Genomic DNA, 17759 nt, shown 5'->3' on the forward strand with positions numbered 1-17759 from the left:
GAGCATTGCCGTCAGACAGCCCCTCGAGGAAGCAGTGATATGGAACCCGACAACCGGATCTTGGTGAGCTCGAGCTCAGCGGCGGCCAGCGCCCAGAGCTTCATGAACAGGCCCGCAGTCGTGCACCTGACGGCGACGCTGCAGCGCTTCGGGCAGCGGCTGGGCAACCAGTTCGGTGCCGCGATCACCTACTTCCTCGTCCTCGCCCTCATACCGACGCTCATGTTCGCGTTCGCTGCGCTGGGCTTCGTACTCGACATCGTCAGGCCTGAACTCGTCGACGTCGTCACCGAGAAGCTCCACGAGTTCGCGCCCGGCCAGGACCAGCTTGTCGAGATGCTGCAGAACTTCATCGACAACTGGCAGGCCGTCGGCATCGTCGGCATCATCTCCGCGCTGTACACCGCGCAGGGTTTCATCGGCAACCTCAAAGACGCAATCCGCGCCCAGCTGCGCAAGGAGATGGGCGAGAAGCCGCAGGAGAACTTCGTGCTGCGGGTGCTGTCGAACATCATCACGCTGCTCGGCCTGCTCATCGGCATCGGCCTGATGATCGGCCTGACGATCATCGGTGCGAGCCTGCAGTCGACGATCGTCGAATGGCTGCAGCTGCCCGGCTGGGTGACCCCGGTGCTGACGATCACCCCGATCATCATCACGCTGTTCTCCGCCTGGCTGATCTTCATGTTCATGTTCACGATGATCCCGGTGCATCCGATCCCCAAGCGCACCAAGCGCCTCGGCTCGCTGTTCGGCGCCATCGCACTGACCCTGCTGCTCAACGTCGCGACCCTGCTCGTCGACCTGTTCTCCGGTTCACCGACGGCCGCGCTGTTCGGCCCGGTCATCGCGATCATGCTCTCGATGAACGTCTTCGCCCGCATCATCCTCATGGTCGCCGCATGGATGGGCACGGCCGATGATGAGCCGATCTTCGGCACCATCGCCTCGGCCCCGCCCCAGAGCCGCGAACAGCTCTCCCGGGCACAGGGCAGCGCTGAGACGATCGGCGCGCTGGCCGTCGCCGGCAGCCTCATCGCCGTCACCATCCTCGGGTTCAACCGCTGGGCCGACAAACACGACACGTTCCGCTGACGGGCTTCTTCGACCGCAGCGTCCACACCGTCGCGCCGCAGCTGCTCGGCGGGATCCTCACCTGCGCTGACGGTGAGATGGCGATCGCGGTGCGGCTGACAGAAGTCGAGGCCTATGGCGGCAGCGACGACCCCGGCTCGCATGCCTTCCGCGGGCGCACCGAGCGCAATGCGACGATGTTCGGCCCGCCGGGGCACCTGTACTGCTACCTGTCCTACGGCATGCATCGGCTGCTCAACATCGTCTGCCAGGAGCCCGGCGACCCGGCCGCCGTGCTGCTGCGCGCCGGCGAGGTCGTCACCGGGCGCGAGGCGGCACGCGCCCGGCGCACCCGGCGTCGCGGGGGCGGCGTGACCGACCGTGAGCTTGCCCGCGGGCCCGGCTGCCTCGGCCAGGTCTTCGCCGCCAGCGCGGCCACCGACGGCGCGCCGCTGGCCGTGCCCGAGGCGCCGGCCGGCTGGTCGTTCACACCGCCGGCCGAACCGGTCGAGTATGTCGCAGGCCCCCGTGTCGGGGTCTCCGGGGCCGGCGGTGATCCCGACGCCTTCCCCTGGCGGTACTCGATCCCCGGAGATGCGACCGTCTCGCGCTTCGTCCCCGGCCGCAACGTCACGAAAGCAGGGCCATGACCTTCCGCAAGACCGGCACCCACGTCCCACCGGACTTCTTCGCCACCGAGGCCGCCGGGCTGCGATGGCTGGCCGAACCCGGTGCAGTCGCAGTCGCCGGAGTCATCGAGGTCTCCAAGACCGCACTGACCCTGGAGCGCATCACCGAAGCAGCTGCGACCTCTGAGGCCGCAGCAGACTTCGGCCACCGGCTCGCCGCCCTCCACCAGGCGCCGGCCGGACGGTTCGGTGACAATCCACCGCGCGTCGGCACCTACTACTTCGGGCCGCTGAGCCAGCCGCTGAGGATCGCAACACACCCAGCCGACAGCTGCGGTGAGGCCTACGCAGCACGCCTGGAGTCCCTGGCCGGATACGACCCCGAACCACCGGCCGAGGTCACCCGGCTCATCGAGCGGATCGGCTCGGGCGCCTTCGACGACGGTGCCCGGCCTGCCCGCGTGCACGGTGACCTGTGGGCAGGCAACCTGCTCTTCACCTCGGGCACGGCCGCTCTCATCGACCCGGCTGCCTGGGCCGGCCACCCGCTCATCGACCTCGGGATGCTCAGCCTCTTCGGTGCCCCGCACCTGGAGACGATCATCGACGCCTGGGCTGCGGTCTACCCGGTCGAGACGCTCGGCGGTGACTGGCGTGAACGCATCGAGCTGTACCAGTTCTTCGGCCTGTACGCTCACGCGGTGCTCTTCGGCGGCGGCTACCGGCAGGCGAGCATCACAGCCGCCCGGCGGTATCTGTGAAGCCGGTGTCGTCTAGGCTGAGGGCAGCACACCTCCACCCGCACGCACCAGGAAGAGGGACCCCCAATGTCCGTTGTCAAGATCAACGCCCTGACCGTCCCGGCTGAGACCGGTGATGAGATCGTCAACCGGTTCGCCCCGGCCATCGAACGACTCGACAGCTTCGAGGGCTTCGAGCGGTTCGCGCTGCTCAAGCCCACCGATGACCGTTCGGTGTGGTTCGTCTACACGCAGTGGGCCAGCGAAGAGGCCTACGAGGGCTGGAAGAACTCGCGTGCCTTCGCCAGCAGCCATGCTGAGGGTGCGGAGAAGAAGAAGCCGGTGGCCACCGGCGCTGAGCTGCTGGAGTTCGAGACAACGCTCGAGGCCACGGGGTTCGGCACCGGCGACGCTGGCCAGTAGGATTGTGCGAAGTAGCTGTGACAGGATTCGAAAGGGAATTTCCGGTGACTGATCCAACGATCGCGAAAATGGCAGAGTGGGCCTCGAAGCAGAGCGCCGCTGAGGACATGATCCCTCTGGTGGGCCGTCTCTACCGCAACAACGAGGTGCTGCTGACCGTCTACGGCCGCAGCCTGCTCAACAAGTCCGTCAACGGCATCATCAAGGCCCACCGCTATGCCCGTCACTTCGACGGCACCGAGCTCGACATGGATGAGACGCTGCGTCTGGTCACCGCGCTCGACGGCCTGGATCTGGGCCCGTGCCGCATCGATCTCGGCCGCATGGCCGCTGGTTTCCGCAGCTCCGGCGGCGATGACGTCGAGGCCTACCTGCGTGAGCAGCTCTCCGAGGTCGTCGACGCAGCCGACGGTGAGCAGAGCACGCCGCAGGACGTCGTCCTCTACGGCTTCGGCCGCATCGGCCGGCTGCTCGCCCGCATCCTCGTCGACCGCGCCGGCGGCACGAACATGCGCCTGCGCGCGATCGTCGTGCGCCGCGGCGGGGAGAACGACATCGTCAAGCGCGCCTCCCTGCTGCGCCGCGACTCGGTGCACGGCAAGTTCGACGGCAACATCGTCGTCGATGAGGAGAACAGCACGATCTGCGCCAACGGCGTGCTCATCCAGGTCATCTACTCCGATGACCCGTCCTCGGTCGACTACACCAAGTACGGCATCGACAACGCCATCGTCGTCGACAACACCGGCCGCTGGCGCGATGAAGAGGGCCTGGGCAAGCACCTCCAGTGCCCGGGTGTGTCGAAGGTGCTGCTGACCGCACCGGGCAAGGGCGAGATCAAGAACGTCGTCTACGGCGTCAACTCCGCAGACATCACTCCCGAGGACACGATCCTCTCGGCTGCCTCGTGCACGACGAACGCGATCACCCCGGTGCTCAAGGTCCTCAACGACGAATTCGGTGTGCGCAACGGACACGTCGAGACCGTCCACTCCTTCACCAACGATCAGAACCTCATCGACAACTTCCACAAGGGCTCACGCCGCGGCCGGGCCGCCGGGCTCAACATGGTGCTCACCGAGACCGGTGCCGCCAAGGCCGTGGCCAAGGCGCTGCCGGAGCTCAAGGGCAAGCTGTCGGGCAACGCGATCCGCGTTCCCACCCCGAACGTGTCGATGGCGATCCTCAACCTCAACCTCGGACGCGAGACGACGGTCGATGAGCTCAACACGTTCCTGCGGGAGACCTCGCTGAACTCCGAGCTGCGCAACCAGATCGACTACATCGCCTCCCCGGAGGTCGTCTCGACTGACTTCGTCGGCTCCAAGCGCGCCGGCATCGTCGACGGCCTGGCCACGATCGTCGACGGCGACCGCGCCGTCGTCTACGTCTGGTACGACAACGAGTTCGGCTACTCCTGCCAGGTGGTCCGCTGCATCGCCGATATGGCCGGCATCGACACCCCGGCCTTCCCGAAGCGCAGCTGAGCCATGGGCTACGTCCTCGCACTTGATGAGGGCACGACCTCGACGCGTGCGGTCATCTTCTCTGAAGATGGCCGCACGGTCGCTTCTGCCGGTCAGGAGTTCGAGCAGATCTTCCCGGCCGCCGGTCGTGTCGAACACGACGCCGGGGTGATCTGGCGGACCAGCCGAGAGGTCATCGGCCAGGCACTGGGCACCGCCTCGCTGACAAGCGCCGACATCTCTGCTGTCGGGATCACCAACCAGCGTGAGACCACCGTCGTGTGGGAGGCGGCGACCGGCCAGCCGGTGCACAACGCGATCGTGTGGCAGGACACCCGCGGCGGCGAGTACGTCGCCGAGCTGCGCGAGCACGCTGAGGAGATCGCCGAGATCACCGGGCTGCCGGTCAACACATACTTCTCCGGCATCAAGCTGCGCTGGCTATTCGACCACGTCGACGGACTGCGCGAACGCGCCGCGGCAGGTGAGGTGCTCTTCGGCACCATCGACACCTGGCTGCTGTGGAACCTCACCGGCGGGGTCCACGGCGGCGTGCACGTCACCGACGTCACCAACGCCTCCCGCACCCTGCTCATGGACCTGTCCACCGGCCAGTGGTCACAGCGGATGTGTCAGCTGCTCGACATTCCCGCCGCCTGCCTGCCGGAGATCCGGCCATCGGTCGGGACCTTCGGCACGATCGCAGCCGGGCAGCTGCTGGCCGGTGTGCCGATCGCCGGGGTGCTCGGCGACCAGCAGGCAGCCGCCTTCGGCCAGTGCCGCTTCTCCCCCGGCGATACGAAGAACACCTACGGCACCGGCTGCTTCCTGCTGACGAACACCGGTGAGGAGATCCGGCGCTCAGCCAATGGGCTCGTCTCCACCGTCGCCTACCAGATCGAGGGTCAGCCGCTGCAGTACGCGCTCGAGGGCTCGATCGCGGTAGCCGGTGCGCTTGTGCAATGGCTGCGCGACAACCTCGGGCTCATCCGCACCGCCGATGAGGTCAACGTCCTGGCCTCGGAGGTATCCGACAACGGCGATGTCTACTTCGTCCCGGCGTTCTCCGGTCTCTACGCCCCGCACTGGCGGGCAGACGCGCGCGGGGCGCTCATCGGCATGACACGCTTCACCAGCCGTGGGCACATCGCCCGGGCAGCCCTGGAGGCCACGGCCTTCCAGACTGCCGAGGTGCTCGATGTCATGCGCCGCGACTCCGGGTACACGATCAACCGGATCGCCGCCGATGGCGGCATGTGCGCCTCGGACATCCTTATGCAGTTCCAGGCCGATATCGCCGGTTGCGAGGTGGTCCGGCCGCAGATCATCGAGGCCACCGCCGCTGGTGCCGCCTATGCCGCCGGATTGGGTGCCGGAGTGTACGGCTCTCTCGACGAGCTGACCGGCTACTGGCAGGCCGATGCTTCCTGGCAGCCGTCGATCACCGCAGAGGACCGGCAGCAGCTGTTGAGCCGGTGGAGCCAGGCGATCGAGCGGTCCCTCGGCTGGGTCGAGGACTGACCTGCAGCCGTCCGTCCCCCACCGGCCGAGTCAGCCAGCGGCGTAACCCTTGGCCTTGTCGACGATGTTGAACAGCTGCTCCCCTGCCCGGTAGCGATCCCAGTTCGCCATGAACTGCTCAGCTAAGCGGTCTGACCAGCCGGCGGAGTCACCGCTCATGTGCGGAGTGATGACGACATTGCCCATCTGCCACAGCGGGCTGTCCTCCGGCAGCGGTTCCGGGTCGACGACATCGAGACCGGCACCAGCGATCTGTCCGGAGTCCAGCGCAGCGACCAGATCGTCGGTGACGACACTCGCACCGCGGCCGACATTGATAAGATGCGCGCTCTCAGGCAGCGCCTCAAGCACGGCTGCATCGATGATCCCGGTGGTGTGCTCCGTCAGCGGCGCGATGTTGATGAGCCAGTCGACGCCTGCGACATGCTCAGCGAGATCGGCACTGGCGATGATCTCTCCGAAGTCGGGATCCCCGCCTCGGGCGCGGGAGCCGGCCCCAGTGACGTGCACACCGAGGGCGCGCAGCGTGGTCGCGATCGCCCGGCCGATCGACCCGGTGCCGACGATCATCGCATGCGAGCCTGCCAGGTCGCGGGATTCGCGGTGCTGCCAGATCCGCTGCCGCTGGTGGGCCAGCGAGGTCGGGAAGTCCTTGGCGAAGTGCAGCATGAAGGCAAGCACGAATTCGGCGATCGGCTGGTCGAAGATGCCGCGGGCGTTGGTGACGGTGACCTCGGAGTCGCGCAGCTGATCGAACATGAGCGAGTCGACCCCGGCCGATGCCGCGTGAATCCAGTTCAGCCGGTCAGCACTGCTGAACGCGTCCTTGAGCGCTGGTGAGAAGAAGTCCCACATGAGCAGCACCTCGGTGCCCGGCAGCGCGGCGGCCAGCTCATCGGCTTCGACCCAGCGCACGTCGCTGGCCTCGTCGATCAGGCGGTCGAAGTGCGCTGGGCGCTTCTTGTCAGGGGCGGTGAGGATCGTCAGGACGGTCATGGGCGGTCCTCCAAGCGGTCGGCTGTTCAGGTGGCCGGCTTCTGCGCAGCAGAGTCGGCCTCGGTGTCAATCGTAGACCGGGTCTGCTGGCCGGGACGGGCCTGCGCGCGTTCGATCCGGGTGGCCAGCGGCTTCTCGCGGATGAAGAAGAGCACGAGCAGTCCGAGCACCGGCAGCGGGGCCGCCCACAGGAACAGCGGCACGAGTGCATCGTTGTAGGCGCCGATGATGAGGTCCTGGATTGCGGTCGGCAACTGGGACAGCGCTTCGGGTGTCAGTTCGTTGGCGTGCAGTCCGCTGGCATCGGCACCGGGGACGGAGCTGAGCTTCTCGGTCAGGTTCGACATCAGGCGGCTGGTGAACAGCGAGCCGATGATCGCCATGCCGAAGCTGGCCCCGATCTGGCGGAAGAAGTTGTTCGAGGCGGTGGCGGTGCCGACCATCTCGACGGGGAAGGAGTTCTGCACGACGAGGACGAGCAGCTGCATGCTCAGGCCCAGGCCCGAGCCCATGATGGCGAGGAAGATCATCGTCGTCCAGGCAGGGCTGTCGGCCCGCAGCTGGGACATGAGCACAAGGGAGGTGACGATGAGGGTCATGCCGATGATCGGGTAGAACTTGTAGCGGCCGGTGCGGGCGACGACGAATCCGATGCCGGTGGAGACGATGAGCATGCACCCCATCATCGGCACCATCATGAGGCCGGCACGGGCGGCGTCGACACCGTGGACCATCTGCAGATAGGTCGGCATGTAGCTGAGCACACCGAACATCGCCACACCGATCGTCAGCCCGGCGATGGTGGACAGCACGAAGTTGCGGTCGCGGAATAGCGACATCGGGATGATCGGTTCGGCCGCCCGGCGTTCGACGAAGACGAAGATGGTGCCGGCGACAAGCGCAGCGACGCCGAGGCCGAGGATGACCGGTGAGGTCCACTCGTACTGGTGGCCGCCCCAGGCGGCGATGAGCACGACGGCGGAGGTGAACACGGCGATGAGCGCCATGCCGGCGACGTCGATGCGCGGGCGCACCTCGGGACGGGTGTCGGGAACACGGAGCAGGGTCATCGCGGCGATGATGGCGAAGATGCCGAGCGGGAAGTTCATCGCGAAGTTCCAGCGCCAGCCCGGCCCCTCGGTCAGCCAGCCGCCGATGAGCGGACCGGCAACTGAGGACACAGCGAAGACCGAACCCATGGCACCCATGTACTTGCCGCGCTCACGGGCGGGCACGATCGCGGCGATGATCGCCTGGGAGAGGATCATCATGCCGCCACCGCCGATGCCCTGGAAGACACGCCCGATGATGAGGAAGGACATGTCCTGGGCGAGGAGGGCGAAAACGGAGCCGAGCATGAACATCGAGATCGCGAAGATGAACAGCGGCTTACGGCCGAACAGATCGCCGATCTTGCCGTAGATCGGCATCATGATCGTCGATGCGAGCATGAAGGCTGTCGAGACCCACAGCATCTGATCGACGCCGTGGAGTTCGCCGACGATCGTCGGCAGGGCGGTGGCCAGCACCGTCTGGTTGAGCGAGAACATGAACATCGCGACCATGAGGGCGGCGAACACCCACAGGATCGCACCGGTCGTCATGCCCGAACCGTTGTCGGCTGGGCCGCTGGCAGCAGACGTCGCGGCACGGCTGTCAGCGGGTGCAGGCGCGCGGTGGCCTGCGAACTCAGCTTCTGCCGTATGCGGCGGGGTCACGTCCTTTGCCATGCGCCTCACTTACCATTTCCCTTCTGAGGTGTCTGTGTTCCGGCCAGAACCGAGCGGAACAGCCGAATGGAACGTTCGAATGTCTCCTTGGAGAAGTCCGGGTCGGCGATCTGCTCCGGTTCGGACTGCATCACGGTGCGCACCGCGAAGCGCAGCGGCACCGCGCACAGCTGCACGAGCATGAGCGCCAGCTCCTCCGGTGTGCCGTGGGCACCGCCGAAGTCGGTGTCCCCGCGGCGCAGCCGGGCGGCGACCACCTCGGCGGCGGCGTGCTCGAAGGCCTCGTTCTTCTCGAACTGGCGGCGCATGAGCGCCGGGTACCGGGCGAGGATCTGGCGGCGTTTGAGGACGACGTCATCGGAGTTGAAGGTCAGCTGATACGTGCCGTAGATGAGCCGGGCGACGTCCTCAGCAAGATCCGCTCCCACCGGGTCGACTTTGAGGAACTCCTCGATCTGGTCGGTGTCGATGACGACGTCGGTCATGCCGACGATCGCGTCCTCCTTCGAGGCGAAGTAGTTGAAGAAGGTGCGTGCGGATACACCGGCGTCATCGGCGATCTGCGCAACGGTGGCCTGCTCCAGGCCGTCCTCCAGGACGCGGTTGACGGCAGCGACATGGATGGCCCGGCGGGTCAGCCGGGTCTTGCGGTCGCGGAGGCTTTCGGTTTCGGTGGTGCTCACATAGAGATTTTGCACCCAGTGCAACTTTACGTCAAGCGCAACTTTGCACAGCGTGCACTATTTCACTTCTGTTCACCCTCGGGTGCTGTGATGGGACCATGATCACCGCAATCTGGATCGGCGAGCAGGACCCCGAGGTTCTGTCACTGCTGCGCGACGCGTTCACCCCCGCCCCCGGAGCCGAGCTCATCATCCCCGCAGGCACCGCGCCCTCTGATGAAGAGCTGGCCCGCACCGAGTACATCCTCAACGGCGCCGGCGTCCTCGACGAGGCCGTCTTCTCCCGCGCCCCGAAGCTCAAGATGGTACAGCGCGTCGGCGCCGGCACCGACGGCATCGACTTCGACGCCGCACGCCGGGCAGGCGTGACCGTCGCGAACCTGCCGGGTGCGAACTCGGTGGCCGTCGCCGAGCTCGCCGTCGCCTCGCTGCTGGCCTGTGCCCGCCACCTGCCGGGACTCAACTCCGCCACGCATGCCGGCGAGTGGACGCCGAATCGCTGGCTGCACTCCTCGATCGAGCTCTCAGGCAAGACTGCTGCGATCATCGGACTCGGCCACATCGGCCGGCTGCTGGCTGCCCGGCTGGCCGCCTTCGACATGCGCCTGGTCTACTTCGACGTCTTCCGCCAGCCACCGGAGGTCGAAGAGCAGCTCGGCATCGAGTTCATGGCCCTTGACGATCTGCTGCCGCTGGCTCATGTGCTCTCGATCCACGTGCCGCTGACTGAGGAGACGAACGGCCTCATCGGCGCCGAACAGCTCGCGGCGATGCCCACCGGTTCGATCGTGCTGAATCTCTCGCGGGCCGGCATCGTCGATGAGGAAGCGCTGGTGGCCTCGCTGCACTCGGGGCACACGGCCGGTGCTGGTCTCGATGTGTTCACCGGCGAGCCGGACATCGCCGGTCATCCGCTGCTCGATGCCCCGAATGTCGTGACCACCCCGCATGCCGGGGCGCAGACCCGCGATACAGTCAGCCGCGTCTTCTCCCGAGCGGTCGAGAATCTCCTCGAGCACGCCGCCGGCCGCACACCGGCGCACGTCATCGACTGATCACTCCCCCGGCGCGGCTGGCCGCCGTTCCCGAGGCGCCGGCTGGTTCACAGGAGTGCCCGCAGCCGGGCACATGATCTAGAACACGGTCACGCCAGCACGCCCCGAATGAGAGCAGGCAGTTCCGCGACAGAGTCCACCGTGTGGTCGGCGCCGGCATGCGGCTCGTCATCCTGGAGCGCGAACTTGCCGGTCCGGACCTGAACGGTGCGTGCACCTGCGGCCCGGCCCATCGGGATGTCGGTCGTACGGTCGTTGCCGATCGCCCACGTCGCGTCGGACGACCGCGAGGGGTCGACGGTCGCGCCCGCGAGGTGCAGGAACGCGGAGTTGGGCTTGCCGACGACCTGGGCGGTCACGCCCGCCGCGTACTCTAGGGCAGCGACGATGGCACCAGTGTCGATGTGCGCCACCCCTCCGCTGAGGTAGAAGCGTCCGCGCTGCAACGCCACGAGGGCTGCCCCGGCGTGCAGCGCACCGAACGCAGCGTCGAGGAGCCCGTGGTCGAGGCTGTCACGCACGTCCCCCACAACGACATGCGTCGGTGACGCGGCCGCGTCCACCAGGGTGAGCTGCTCGGAGAGCTCGGCGGCGACCGAGGTGCTCGTCAGTGCGAGCACCCGCACGTCGTCCTCCCAGGCGAGCAGGACGCGGGCAGCGGTCACCGGAGTGAAGACCTCTTCAGGGCCGATGTCGAGGCCGAGGTCGTGCACCCGCTGGACGATCGTGGACGTGGCCACCGAGTCGGTGTTCGTGAGGAAGCGCAGATTGTGCCCAGCGCTTCGGAGCTCGTCGAGTGTCTCCGGCGCACGCGGAACGACCCCCTCACGGGTGTAGACCGTGCCCTCGAGGTCGATAAAAAGCGTCTGCGGAGAGACGGCGGTCACCGGTTCACCTCCGCGAGCATCTCGGGGCTCCACGTCATCCCGCCCCGCACGGCGTCTCGCAGGAACGAAAGCTTGCAGTACGTGCCGCGTGTCGTGGCGGTGCCCTGTGCGACTAAGTACGCCTCTGTCGATGGTGACACGAGACCACTACATCAATGCCCGCAGGCGCGCCCGCTGACGCTCAAGCACCTGGAGCTGTTCGAGCAGCTTCGTCGCTGCCGGGTCGTTGGGGTCGGTGCGGGATAGCCGGGAGTGCAGTTCGCGGGCGATGCGGGTCATGTCCTCGTCGAACAGGCTGGCGATGATGCCGCGTGAGTAGCGTTCGACGCCCTGCCCGTCAGTGGCCGGCAGCGGGGTGACGGCGAGTTCGCCGATGAGCCCGCGCAGCTGGTCGGGGCCGGCGTTGAGGACCTTCTCCGGCCAGCTGGCTGGATCGGTGATCGCGGTGCGGATGCCGCCGGCGTCCTTCATCGCCTGATGCACCGCCCGGTGGGCCGGGTGGGAGAAGACCTTGCCGTTGAGCCCGTCGAAGAGGGTGGCGTTGACGTACTGCGGCTGCTGCATCGCCACCTGGAGTGCACCGCGTTCGATCCGCAGCTTCGGTGTGTTCGCCGGCGCCCCGGAGAACTCCTGCTCGTAGGCGGCGATCTCAGCACCCGTCTGATCGGCGGGACTGCCCGGCGGCGGCCCAGCAGGATCCCCGTACGGACTGCCCGGTCCCGGTGGGGGCTGCTGAGGCTGCTGCCGCTGTTGCTGCTGCGGGTACTGGCTGCGCTGCTCGCGGGCGCTCTGCTGCCCACCGCCGGGCCCGCCGGCTGCCGCCCTGCGTCCGGCCGCGCGCACAGCGGCGTGCACATCGGCGGTGTCCACACCGACGGCACCGGCGACGAAGCGCTCGTATTCCGGCCTGAGCATGCTGTCGCGGATGCCTGCGACCATCGGGGCTGCCGCCCGTACGGCACCGACCCGGCCCTCTGCGGTGTCGAGGTCGAAGCGCTCGATCGTCGAGGTGATCGCGAACTCGAACAGCGGCCGGCGCGATTCGATGAGCGCCCTGACGGCGGCATCGCCCTTCTGGATGCGCAGATCGCAGGGGTCCATACCGTCTTCGGCGATGGCGACGAAGGTCTGGGCGACGAACTTCTGGTCGTCTTCGAAGGCCTTGAGGGCCGCCTTCCGGCCGGCCTCATCGCCGTCGAAGGTGAAGATCACCTCACCGGAGTGCGCCGAGTCGTCGCCGAGCAGCCGCCGGATGAGCTTGATGTGCTCGGTTCCGAACGCGGTGCCGCAGGTCGCGACGGCCTGTTCAACACCGGCGAGGTGGGCGGCCATGACGTCGGTGTAGCCTTCGACGATGACGACGCGCTTGCTGCGGGCGATCGGCCGTTTGGCGATGTCGAGGCCGTAGAGCACCTGGTTCTTCCGGTACAGCGCTGTCTCAGGCGTGTTGAGGTACTTCGGTCCCTGGTCGTCGTCGAAGACCTTGCGGGCACCGAAGCCCACGGTCCTGCCGGTGACGTCGTTGATCGGCCACATGAGCCGGCCGCGGAACCGGTCGTAGATGCCGCGGTTGCCCTGACTGACCAGGCCCGAGGCAATGATGTCCTCGGTGTTGTAGCCGCGCCCGCGCAGATGCTTGAGCAGCGCGTCCCAGGATCTGGGGGCGAAGCCGATGCCGTAGGTCTCACAGACCTGCTTGTCGAAGCCGCGGTCGGTGAGGTACTGCCGGCCGATCTGCGCCTCAGGGCTGTCAAGGTACTCGGTGAAGAACGCCTGGGCGACCTGGTGCATGTCGACGAGACGCTGGCGCTGGCCGATCGCCTCCTTGTCCGGCCCGGTTCCGCCCTCTTCGTAGCGCAGCTGCACGCCGACGCGCTCGGACAGCCGTTGAACGGCCTCGGTGAAGGTCAGTCCGTCGATCTTCTGCAGGAAGGTGAAGACGTCGCCGCTCTCACCGCAGCCGAAGCAGTGGTACATGCCGACCTGCGGGCGGACGTGGAAGGACGGCGTGCGCTCGTCATGGAAGGGGCACAGTCCCTTCATGCTGCCGACTCCTGCGCTGCGCAGCGTGACGTACTCGCCGATGATGTCGTCGAGGCGTGCCCGGGAGCGGACCTCGTCGATGTCCTCGCGCAGGATCAGCCCGGCCATTACAGCAGGCTCGCTTCGCTGGCCTGCATCCGGTGGTAGGCCGCCCAGGCGGAGTGGTCGGTGAGGCTGGCGACATGGTCGGCGACAACCCGCAGCCGCTGCCCGTCGTCTTCGGCCTCCTGATAGTCGAGGTAGAACATCCGCTCCATGTCCTCGGGCCGTTCGCTGAAGTACTCGCACAGCTGCGTGAGCACACGCGCCTGGATGCGCTGCAGGCGCAGACGGTCTTCGGCGACCATCACGGTCACCGTGGCCAGGCCCTTGAGCACAGCGATCTCGTAGCGGGTGGATTCGGGGACGACGAGGTTGCCGTCGTAGCGGCCCAGCGGCTCCCAGCCGAACTCCTCGCGGGTGGCGGCTTCGGCGGCACCGGCGAAGCGGCCGATGAGCTGGCTGGTCATGTGCTTGAGGCTGGCCTGGGCGCGCCGTGATCCGTCATAGGGTTCGGCCGGCCAGTAGCTGGCCGCCTGCAGGCGCGAGAGCGCCTTCATGATGTCCTCGTCGCGGGCATCGGGCAGATACCAGGCGCGGGTGATGTCGATGAGACCTGCGAGTGCGTGGTCGTTCTGGTAGGCGAACAGGTCGAGGTGGCCGGAGAACACGGCGTCTTCGACGTCGTGGACGGAATAGGAGATGTCGTCGGCCAGATCCATGAGCTGGGCTTCGATGCAGCGCTGACCCAGCGGGCGGCCGGCGCGGAAGAAGTCGAACACGGCCCGGTCGTCGTCGTAGACGCCGAACTTCGTCACCGGTGAGCCGGTCTTCTTCGCCACCGGTGATTCCGCACGCGGCCACGGGTACTTCGTGCACGCATCCAAGGTGGCGCGGGTCAGGTTGAGCCCTGCCGGGGTGCCGTCTGCGGCATGGACCTTGGGTTCGAGCCGGGTGAGCACCCGCAGGGTCTGGGCGTTGCCTTCGAACCCGCCGATGTCGGCGCAGACCTCGTCGAGCACCGCTTCGCCGTTGTGCCCGAACGGCGGATGCCCGAGGTCGTGGGCGAGGCAGGCGGTATCGACGATCTCGGGATCGCAGCCGAGGTAGCGGGCGAGTTCGCGGCCGACCTGCGCGACCTCCAGGGAGTGGGTCAGGCGGGTGCGCACGAAATCGTCGGTGCCCGGTGAGACCACCTGAGTCTTGGCGCCCATCCGGCGCAGGCCCGAGGAGTGCAGCACACGCGCCCGGTCGCGCTGGAAGTCGGTGCGGCGGGGGTTCTTCGCCGGTTCGGCGACCCAGCGCTGGCGGTCGTGCTCGGAGTACTCGGCCACCTGGAGTTGCGTCTGGACCACCCTCATCCTCCTGAGACGTCGAGTTCGGCCTCGGCGAGCTCTGCGGAGCGCTCCGGGTTCATCTCCCGCGAGTCGAGCCAGCCCTCAGGCAGGTGGGGCCGTTTCGGGCGGGTGGTGCGTCCGCGCGAGCCCTCGGCATCGGCACCGGGATACGGTGCGTCGCGGTCGAGTTCGTCGAGCAGTCCGCGCAGCTCGGCCAGGGAGGAGACCATCGCGAGACTGCGGCGGGCCTGCCCGCCGACCGGGTAGCCCTTGAAGTACCAGGCGATGTGCTTGCGCAGGTCGCGCACGCCGTAGAACTCGTCGTCGTAGTACTCGGTGAGGTAGACACCGTGGGTGTAGACGACATCGGCGACCTGGCCGAGGTTCGGGCGGATGCGCTCATCGCTGCCGTTGAGTGCTGCGGCGAGGTCGCCGAACAGCCACGGCCGGCCCTGGCAGCCGCGGCCGATGACGACACCGTCGCAGCCGGTCTGGGCCATCATGTCGACAGCGTCCTCAGCAGCGAAGATGTCGCCGTTGCCCAGCACCGGCACGGCATCGCCGATGAGGTCCTTGAGCCGGGCGATCGCCTCCCAGTCGGCGGTGCCGGAGTACAGGTCGGCAGTCGTGCGGCCGTGCAGGGTCATCGCGGCCACACCTGCCTCGGCGGCGATCCGGCCGGCGTCGAGGTAGGTGAGGTGGTCGGCGTCGATGCCCTTGCGCATCTTGATCGTCAGCGGGATGTCCCCGCGGCTGGCTTCGCGCACGGCAGTGGTGACGATGTCGGTGAACAGGTCGAGCTTCCACGGCAGCGCTGAACCGCCGCCTTTGCGGGTGACCTTGGGGACGGGGCAGCCGAAGTTGAGGTCGATGTGGTCGGCGCGGTCCTCGTCGATGAGCATCCGCACAGCCTGGCCGATGGTGACGGGGTCGACGCCGTAGAGCTGGACGGAGCGCGGAACCTCATAGGGCTCGTGGTGGATGATCCGCATGCTCTTGGGAGAGCGTTCGACGAGCGCACGGCTCGTCACCATCTCGGTGACGTAGAGTCCGGCGCCGTATTCGCGGCACAGGCGGCGGAAGGCGGTGTTCGTGATGCCTGCCATCGGGGCGAGCACCACAGGCGAGTCGAGCTCGATGTTGCCGATGCGCAGCGCCGGTGCGGCGGTGGTCTGCAGAGAGGTCGTGGTCATGGTCGTCACCACCCTATTATCCCCAGACAGTCAAACCGGAATCGCCGCGGGTGTGGACGCCTGGCATCGGCTGAATCGGCTGCGGTGGACAGGTGCCCGGGCACCCGGTCGTCCTGTCAGCCGGCGACGCTCTCCCGATCCCGGGCCACGCCTCGGCGGCGGCCGAGCGAGGCGAGGAAGATCGCTGCCGCACTCAGCAGGCAGCAGGCCACCAGGTAGCCGGCGGCAGCGGTGATCGCGCCGTTGGCCCAGGCGACGAGCGCGGCGAGGATGACCGGTGAGAAGCCGGCGATGAGCGCACCGTTGGCTTCCCGGGCCAGGGCCATCGCGGAGAACCGGTGGCGGGTGGGGAACAGATTGGCCAGGAACGCCCCCTGCGAACCGGACGTCCCGGAGATCACGAAGCCGTAGCCGATCGCGATGGCGATGAGAGCGCTGGTGAAGGTGCCCTGCGAGAGCAGCCACAGGAACGGGAAGGAGTACAGCGCACCGATGACCGAGGCCCAGCCCATGACGGTCCCGGCACCGAACCGGTCGGCGAGGCTGCCGCCGAGCGGGGTGAGGATGATCGCCGCGACGGTGCCGAGGGTGACCGCGCCGAGCGCGTGGGTCTGCGGCATCCCGGTGCCCACCAGATAGCCGATGGAGAACACGGCCATGCCGTAGTTGAGTGCGTTGTGGCCGGTGAGGCTGAGGAACCCGGCGAGCACGCCGCGCCAGCCGGTCGCCAGCAGCGCCAGCAGCGGCACCTTGGTCGCGCGGGCGGCCTGCTGCTCCATTGCCGAGGTGTACTCGGGGGTCTCTTCGAGCTTGGCGCGGATGTAGATCGCGACGAAGAACAGCACGACCGAGGCGAGGAACGGCAGTCGCCACCCGATCGACATGAAGGTCTCCTCGGCCATCCCGGAGGAGGCGAGGAAGAAGGCCGCGGTGGCCAGCACGATGCCAGCCGGTGGGGCGCACAGCACCAGCGAGGTGAAGAAGCCGCGCCGGTGGACGGGCACGTATTCGGCGACCATCGTCGTCGCGCCCGAGAGCTCAGCCCCGGCTCCGAAGCCCTGCAGGAACCGGAAGATCACGAGCAGGATCGGGGCGAGCACGCCGACAGCGGCTGCGGTGGGCAGCAGGCCGATGGCCACGGTGGCGATCGCCATGAGCACGATCGTGAGGATCATCGCCGGGCGGCGGCCGTGCCGGTCGCCGATGTGACCGATGACGATGCCGCCGACCGGGCGGGCGAGGAAGCCGACGGCGAAGGTCGCCAGAGCCGAGAGCTGGCCTGCCCCGGAGACCGAGTCGGGGAAGAACAGCGGGCCGATGATCAGGCCTGCGGCGGCACCGTAGAGGGCGTAGTCATACCATTCGATGACGGTGCCGATGACGGAGGCGACGATGGCGCGGCGGGCGGCCGGGCGCAGCGGCGCATCGGCAGCAGGCCGGACTGCGGCTGAGGCTGCGGCGGCGGAGTCGGGGCGGTCATCGGCAGGCTGACCGGCGGAGGTTCGGGCGGACGTCATCCGTCATATGTACCAAGTGGACCCCGGCTGTGCGAAATCGCGTCCGCATTCCAGTCCGCATCCGGCCAGGGCACCGGCGGTGCCGGGCCGTCGGGCGGCCGATCAGATCGGATAGACGCGGAAGCCCTCGGGTCCGTCGCGCAGCTCGCCGCGCACACCGTCGAAGACCTCGAGCATCTCCACCACGGACAGGGAGGCCAGGTGCCCGACGCCCCTCATGCGCCCACCGGCCCAGTGCGTCGCCACCTCGACAGGCGATACGCGCCAGAAGATCACCGGGTTGCTCCCCGCGTCCTCACCACCCGCCGCGGGTGTCTGTGTGGCGGCGCGTTCGAAGACGAGGCTGGGGCCGTGCCTGGTGCACGACCAGCCCATCGCAGTCAGCTGTGCGGCGAGCTCTGCTTCTGCGGCACTCATCGGACCTCC

At 67.8% G+C, this 17759-nt stretch carries 16 protein-coding genes; 7 read left to right on the forward strand and 9 right to left on the reverse strand.

Going from position 1 to position 17759, the window contains the following annotated elements:
- Positions 1-39 precede the first annotated feature (39 nt).
- The 6 genes from H9634_RS04845 to glpK all read left to right on the forward strand — a co-directional run bounded on the left by H9634_RS04845 (position 40) and on the right by glpK (position 5853).
- Entirely contained in the window at positions 40-1095 is a 1056-nt protein-coding gene (locus H9634_RS04845; RefSeq protein ID WP_191725623.1) for a YhjD/YihY/BrkB family envelope integrity protein, read from the forward strand.
- A complete protein-coding gene (locus H9634_RS04850; protein ID WP_191725723.1) occupies positions 1092-1724 on the forward strand; it encodes a DNA-3-methyladenine glycosylase in 633 nt (210 codons plus the stop codon). The genes H9634_RS04845 and H9634_RS04850 overlap by 4 nt, the downstream gene beginning before the upstream one ends.
- Entirely contained in the window at positions 1721-2464 is a 744-nt protein-coding gene (locus tag H9634_RS04855) for a fructosamine kinase family protein (protein WP_191725624.1), read from the forward strand. The genes H9634_RS04850 and H9634_RS04855 overlap by 4 nt, the downstream gene beginning before the upstream one ends.
- A 66-nt stretch (positions 2465-2530) precedes the next feature.
- The gene (locus H9634_RS04860; protein ID WP_175294880.1) at positions 2531-2866 is read left to right on the forward strand and encodes an antibiotic biosynthesis monooxygenase family protein; all 336 of its coding nucleotides are present in this window, start codon (positions 2531-2533) and stop codon (positions 2864-2866) included.
- Positions 2867-2934: 68 nt separating this feature from the next.
- On the forward strand, positions 2935-4353 hold the full coding sequence (locus H9634_RS04865; RefSeq protein WP_191725625.1) for a glyceraldehyde-3-phosphate dehydrogenase: 1419 nt from the start codon (positions 2935-2937) through the stop codon (positions 4351-4353).
- Positions 4354-4356: 3 nt separating this feature from the next.
- Positions 4357-5853: a glycerol kinase GlpK gene (gene glpK, locus H9634_RS04870; protein ID WP_191725626.1), complete on the forward strand. Its 1497-nt coding sequence runs from the start codon at positions 4357-4359 to the stop codon at positions 5851-5853.
- A 30-nt stretch (positions 5854-5883) separates the two neighbouring features.
- Here glpK and H9634_RS04875 read toward each other — a convergent pair whose 3' ends face one another.
- The 3 genes from H9634_RS04875 to H9634_RS04885 are packed head-to-tail and all read right to left on the reverse strand — an operon-like array spanning position 5884 to position 9262.
- Positions 5884-6849, reverse strand: coding sequence for a D-2-hydroxyacid dehydrogenase (locus tag H9634_RS04875; RefSeq protein WP_191725627.1), 966 nt, complete (start codon positions 6847-6849; stop codon positions 5884-5886).
- 26 nt (positions 6850-6875) lie between these two features.
- Entirely contained in the window at positions 6876-8579 is a 1704-nt protein-coding gene (locus H9634_RS04880) for an MDR family MFS transporter (protein ID WP_225210593.1), read from the reverse strand.
- 5 nt (positions 8580-8584) lie between these two features.
- Positions 8585-9262, reverse strand: coding sequence for a TetR/AcrR family transcriptional regulator (locus H9634_RS04885; RefSeq protein ID WP_191725628.1), 678 nt, complete (start codon positions 9260-9262; stop codon positions 8585-8587).
- A 98-nt stretch (positions 9263-9360) separates the two neighbouring features.
- Between H9634_RS04885 and H9634_RS04890 the strand changes: the two genes are divergently transcribed.
- Positions 9361-10317: an NAD(P)-dependent oxidoreductase gene (locus H9634_RS04890; RefSeq protein WP_191725629.1), complete on the forward strand. Its 957-nt coding sequence runs from the start codon at positions 9361-9363 to the stop codon at positions 10315-10317.
- Positions 10318-10406: 89 nt separating this feature from the next.
- Here H9634_RS04890 and H9634_RS04895 read toward each other — a convergent pair whose 3' ends face one another.
- The 6 genes from H9634_RS04895 to H9634_RS04920 form a co-directional block, all read right to left on the reverse strand.
- Entirely contained in the window at positions 10407-11204 is a 798-nt protein-coding gene (locus H9634_RS04895) for an HAD hydrolase-like protein (RefSeq protein ID WP_191725630.1), read from the reverse strand.
- A 147-nt stretch (positions 11205-11351) separates the two neighbouring features.
- Positions 11352-13355 (reverse strand): DNA primase, encoded by a 2004-nt coding sequence (dnaG, locus tag H9634_RS04900; protein WP_191725631.1) that lies wholly within the window; start codon positions 13353-13355, stop codon positions 11352-11354.
- On the reverse strand, positions 13355-14647 hold the full coding sequence (locus H9634_RS04905; RefSeq protein WP_191725632.1) for a deoxyguanosinetriphosphate triphosphohydrolase: 1293 nt from the start codon (positions 14645-14647) through the stop codon (positions 13355-13357). Before H9634_RS04905 ends, dnaG begins: the two co-directional genes overlap by 1 nt.
- Positions 14644-15816: a tRNA dihydrouridine synthase DusB gene (dusB, locus tag H9634_RS04910; protein WP_191725633.1), complete on the reverse strand. Its 1173-nt coding sequence runs from the start codon at positions 15814-15816 to the stop codon at positions 14644-14646. The genes H9634_RS04905 and dusB overlap by 4 nt, the downstream gene beginning before the upstream one ends.
- A gap of 116 nt (positions 15817-15932) precedes the next feature.
- Positions 15933-17333, reverse strand: coding sequence for an MFS transporter (locus H9634_RS04915; RefSeq protein WP_191725634.1), 1401 nt, complete (start codon positions 17331-17333; stop codon positions 15933-15935).
- A gap of 102 nt (positions 17334-17435) precedes the next feature.
- Positions 17436-17750 carry a hypothetical protein gene (locus H9634_RS04920; protein WP_191725635.1) on the reverse strand — a complete coding sequence of 105 codons (315 nt, stop codon included), beginning with the start codon at positions 17748-17750 and terminating at the stop codon, positions 17436-17438.
- Between the last annotated feature and the right edge of the window lie 9 nt (positions 17751-17759).

The organism is Brevibacterium gallinarum, assembly GCF_014836885.1.
Lineage (GTDB): Bacteria > Actinomycetota > Actinomycetes > Actinomycetales > Brevibacteriaceae > Brevibacterium > Brevibacterium gallinarum.

Bases quoted from the DNA above. Each gene is read 5' to 3' on its own strand.
- H9634_RS04880 (WP_225210593.1), bottom strand. From the start codon at position 8,579: ATGGCAAAGGACGTGACCCCGCCGCATACGGCAGAAGCTGAGTTCGCA.
- H9634_RS04860 (WP_175294880.1), top strand. From the start codon at position 2,531: ATGTCCGTTGTCAAGATCAACGCCCTGACCGTCCCGGCTGAGACCGGT.
- H9634_RS04855 (WP_191725624.1), top strand. From the start codon at position 1,721: ATGACCTTCCGCAAGACCGGCACCCACGTCCCACCGGACTTCTTCGCC.
- H9634_RS04915 (WP_191725634.1), bottom strand. From the start codon at position 17,333: ATGACGTCCGCCCGAACCTCCGCCGGTCAGCCTGCCGATGACCGCCCC.
- glpK (WP_191725626.1), top strand. From the start codon at position 4,357: ATGGGCTACGTCCTCGCACTTGATGAGGGCACGACCTCGACGCGTGCG.
- H9634_RS04920 (WP_191725635.1), bottom strand. From the start codon at position 17,750: ATGAGTGCCGCAGAAGCAGAGCTCGCCGCACAGCTGACTGCGATGGGC.
- H9634_RS04905 (WP_191725632.1), bottom strand. From the start codon at position 14,647: ATGAGGGTGGTCCAGACGCAACTCCAGGTGGCCGAGTACTCCGAGCAC.
- H9634_RS04875 (WP_191725627.1), bottom strand. From the start codon at position 6,849: ATGACCGTCCTGACGATCCTCACCGCCCCTGACAAGAAGCGCCCAGCG.
- H9634_RS04845 (WP_191725623.1), top strand. From the start codon at position 40: ATGGAACCCGACAACCGGATCTTGGTGAGCTCGAGCTCAGCGGCGGCC.
- H9634_RS04890 (WP_191725629.1), top strand. From the start codon at position 9,361: ATGATCACCGCAATCTGGATCGGCGAGCAGGACCCCGAGGTTCTGTCA.
- dnaG (WP_191725631.1), bottom strand. From the start codon at position 13,355: ATGGCCGGGCTGATCCTGCGCGAGGACATCGACGAGGTCCGCTCCCGG.
- dusB (WP_191725633.1), bottom strand. From the start codon at position 15,816: ATGACCACGACCTCTCTGCAGACCACCGCCGCACCGGCGCTGCGCATC.
- H9634_RS04865 (WP_191725625.1), top strand. From the start codon at position 2,935: ATGGCAGAGTGGGCCTCGAAGCAGAGCGCCGCTGAGGACATGATCCCT.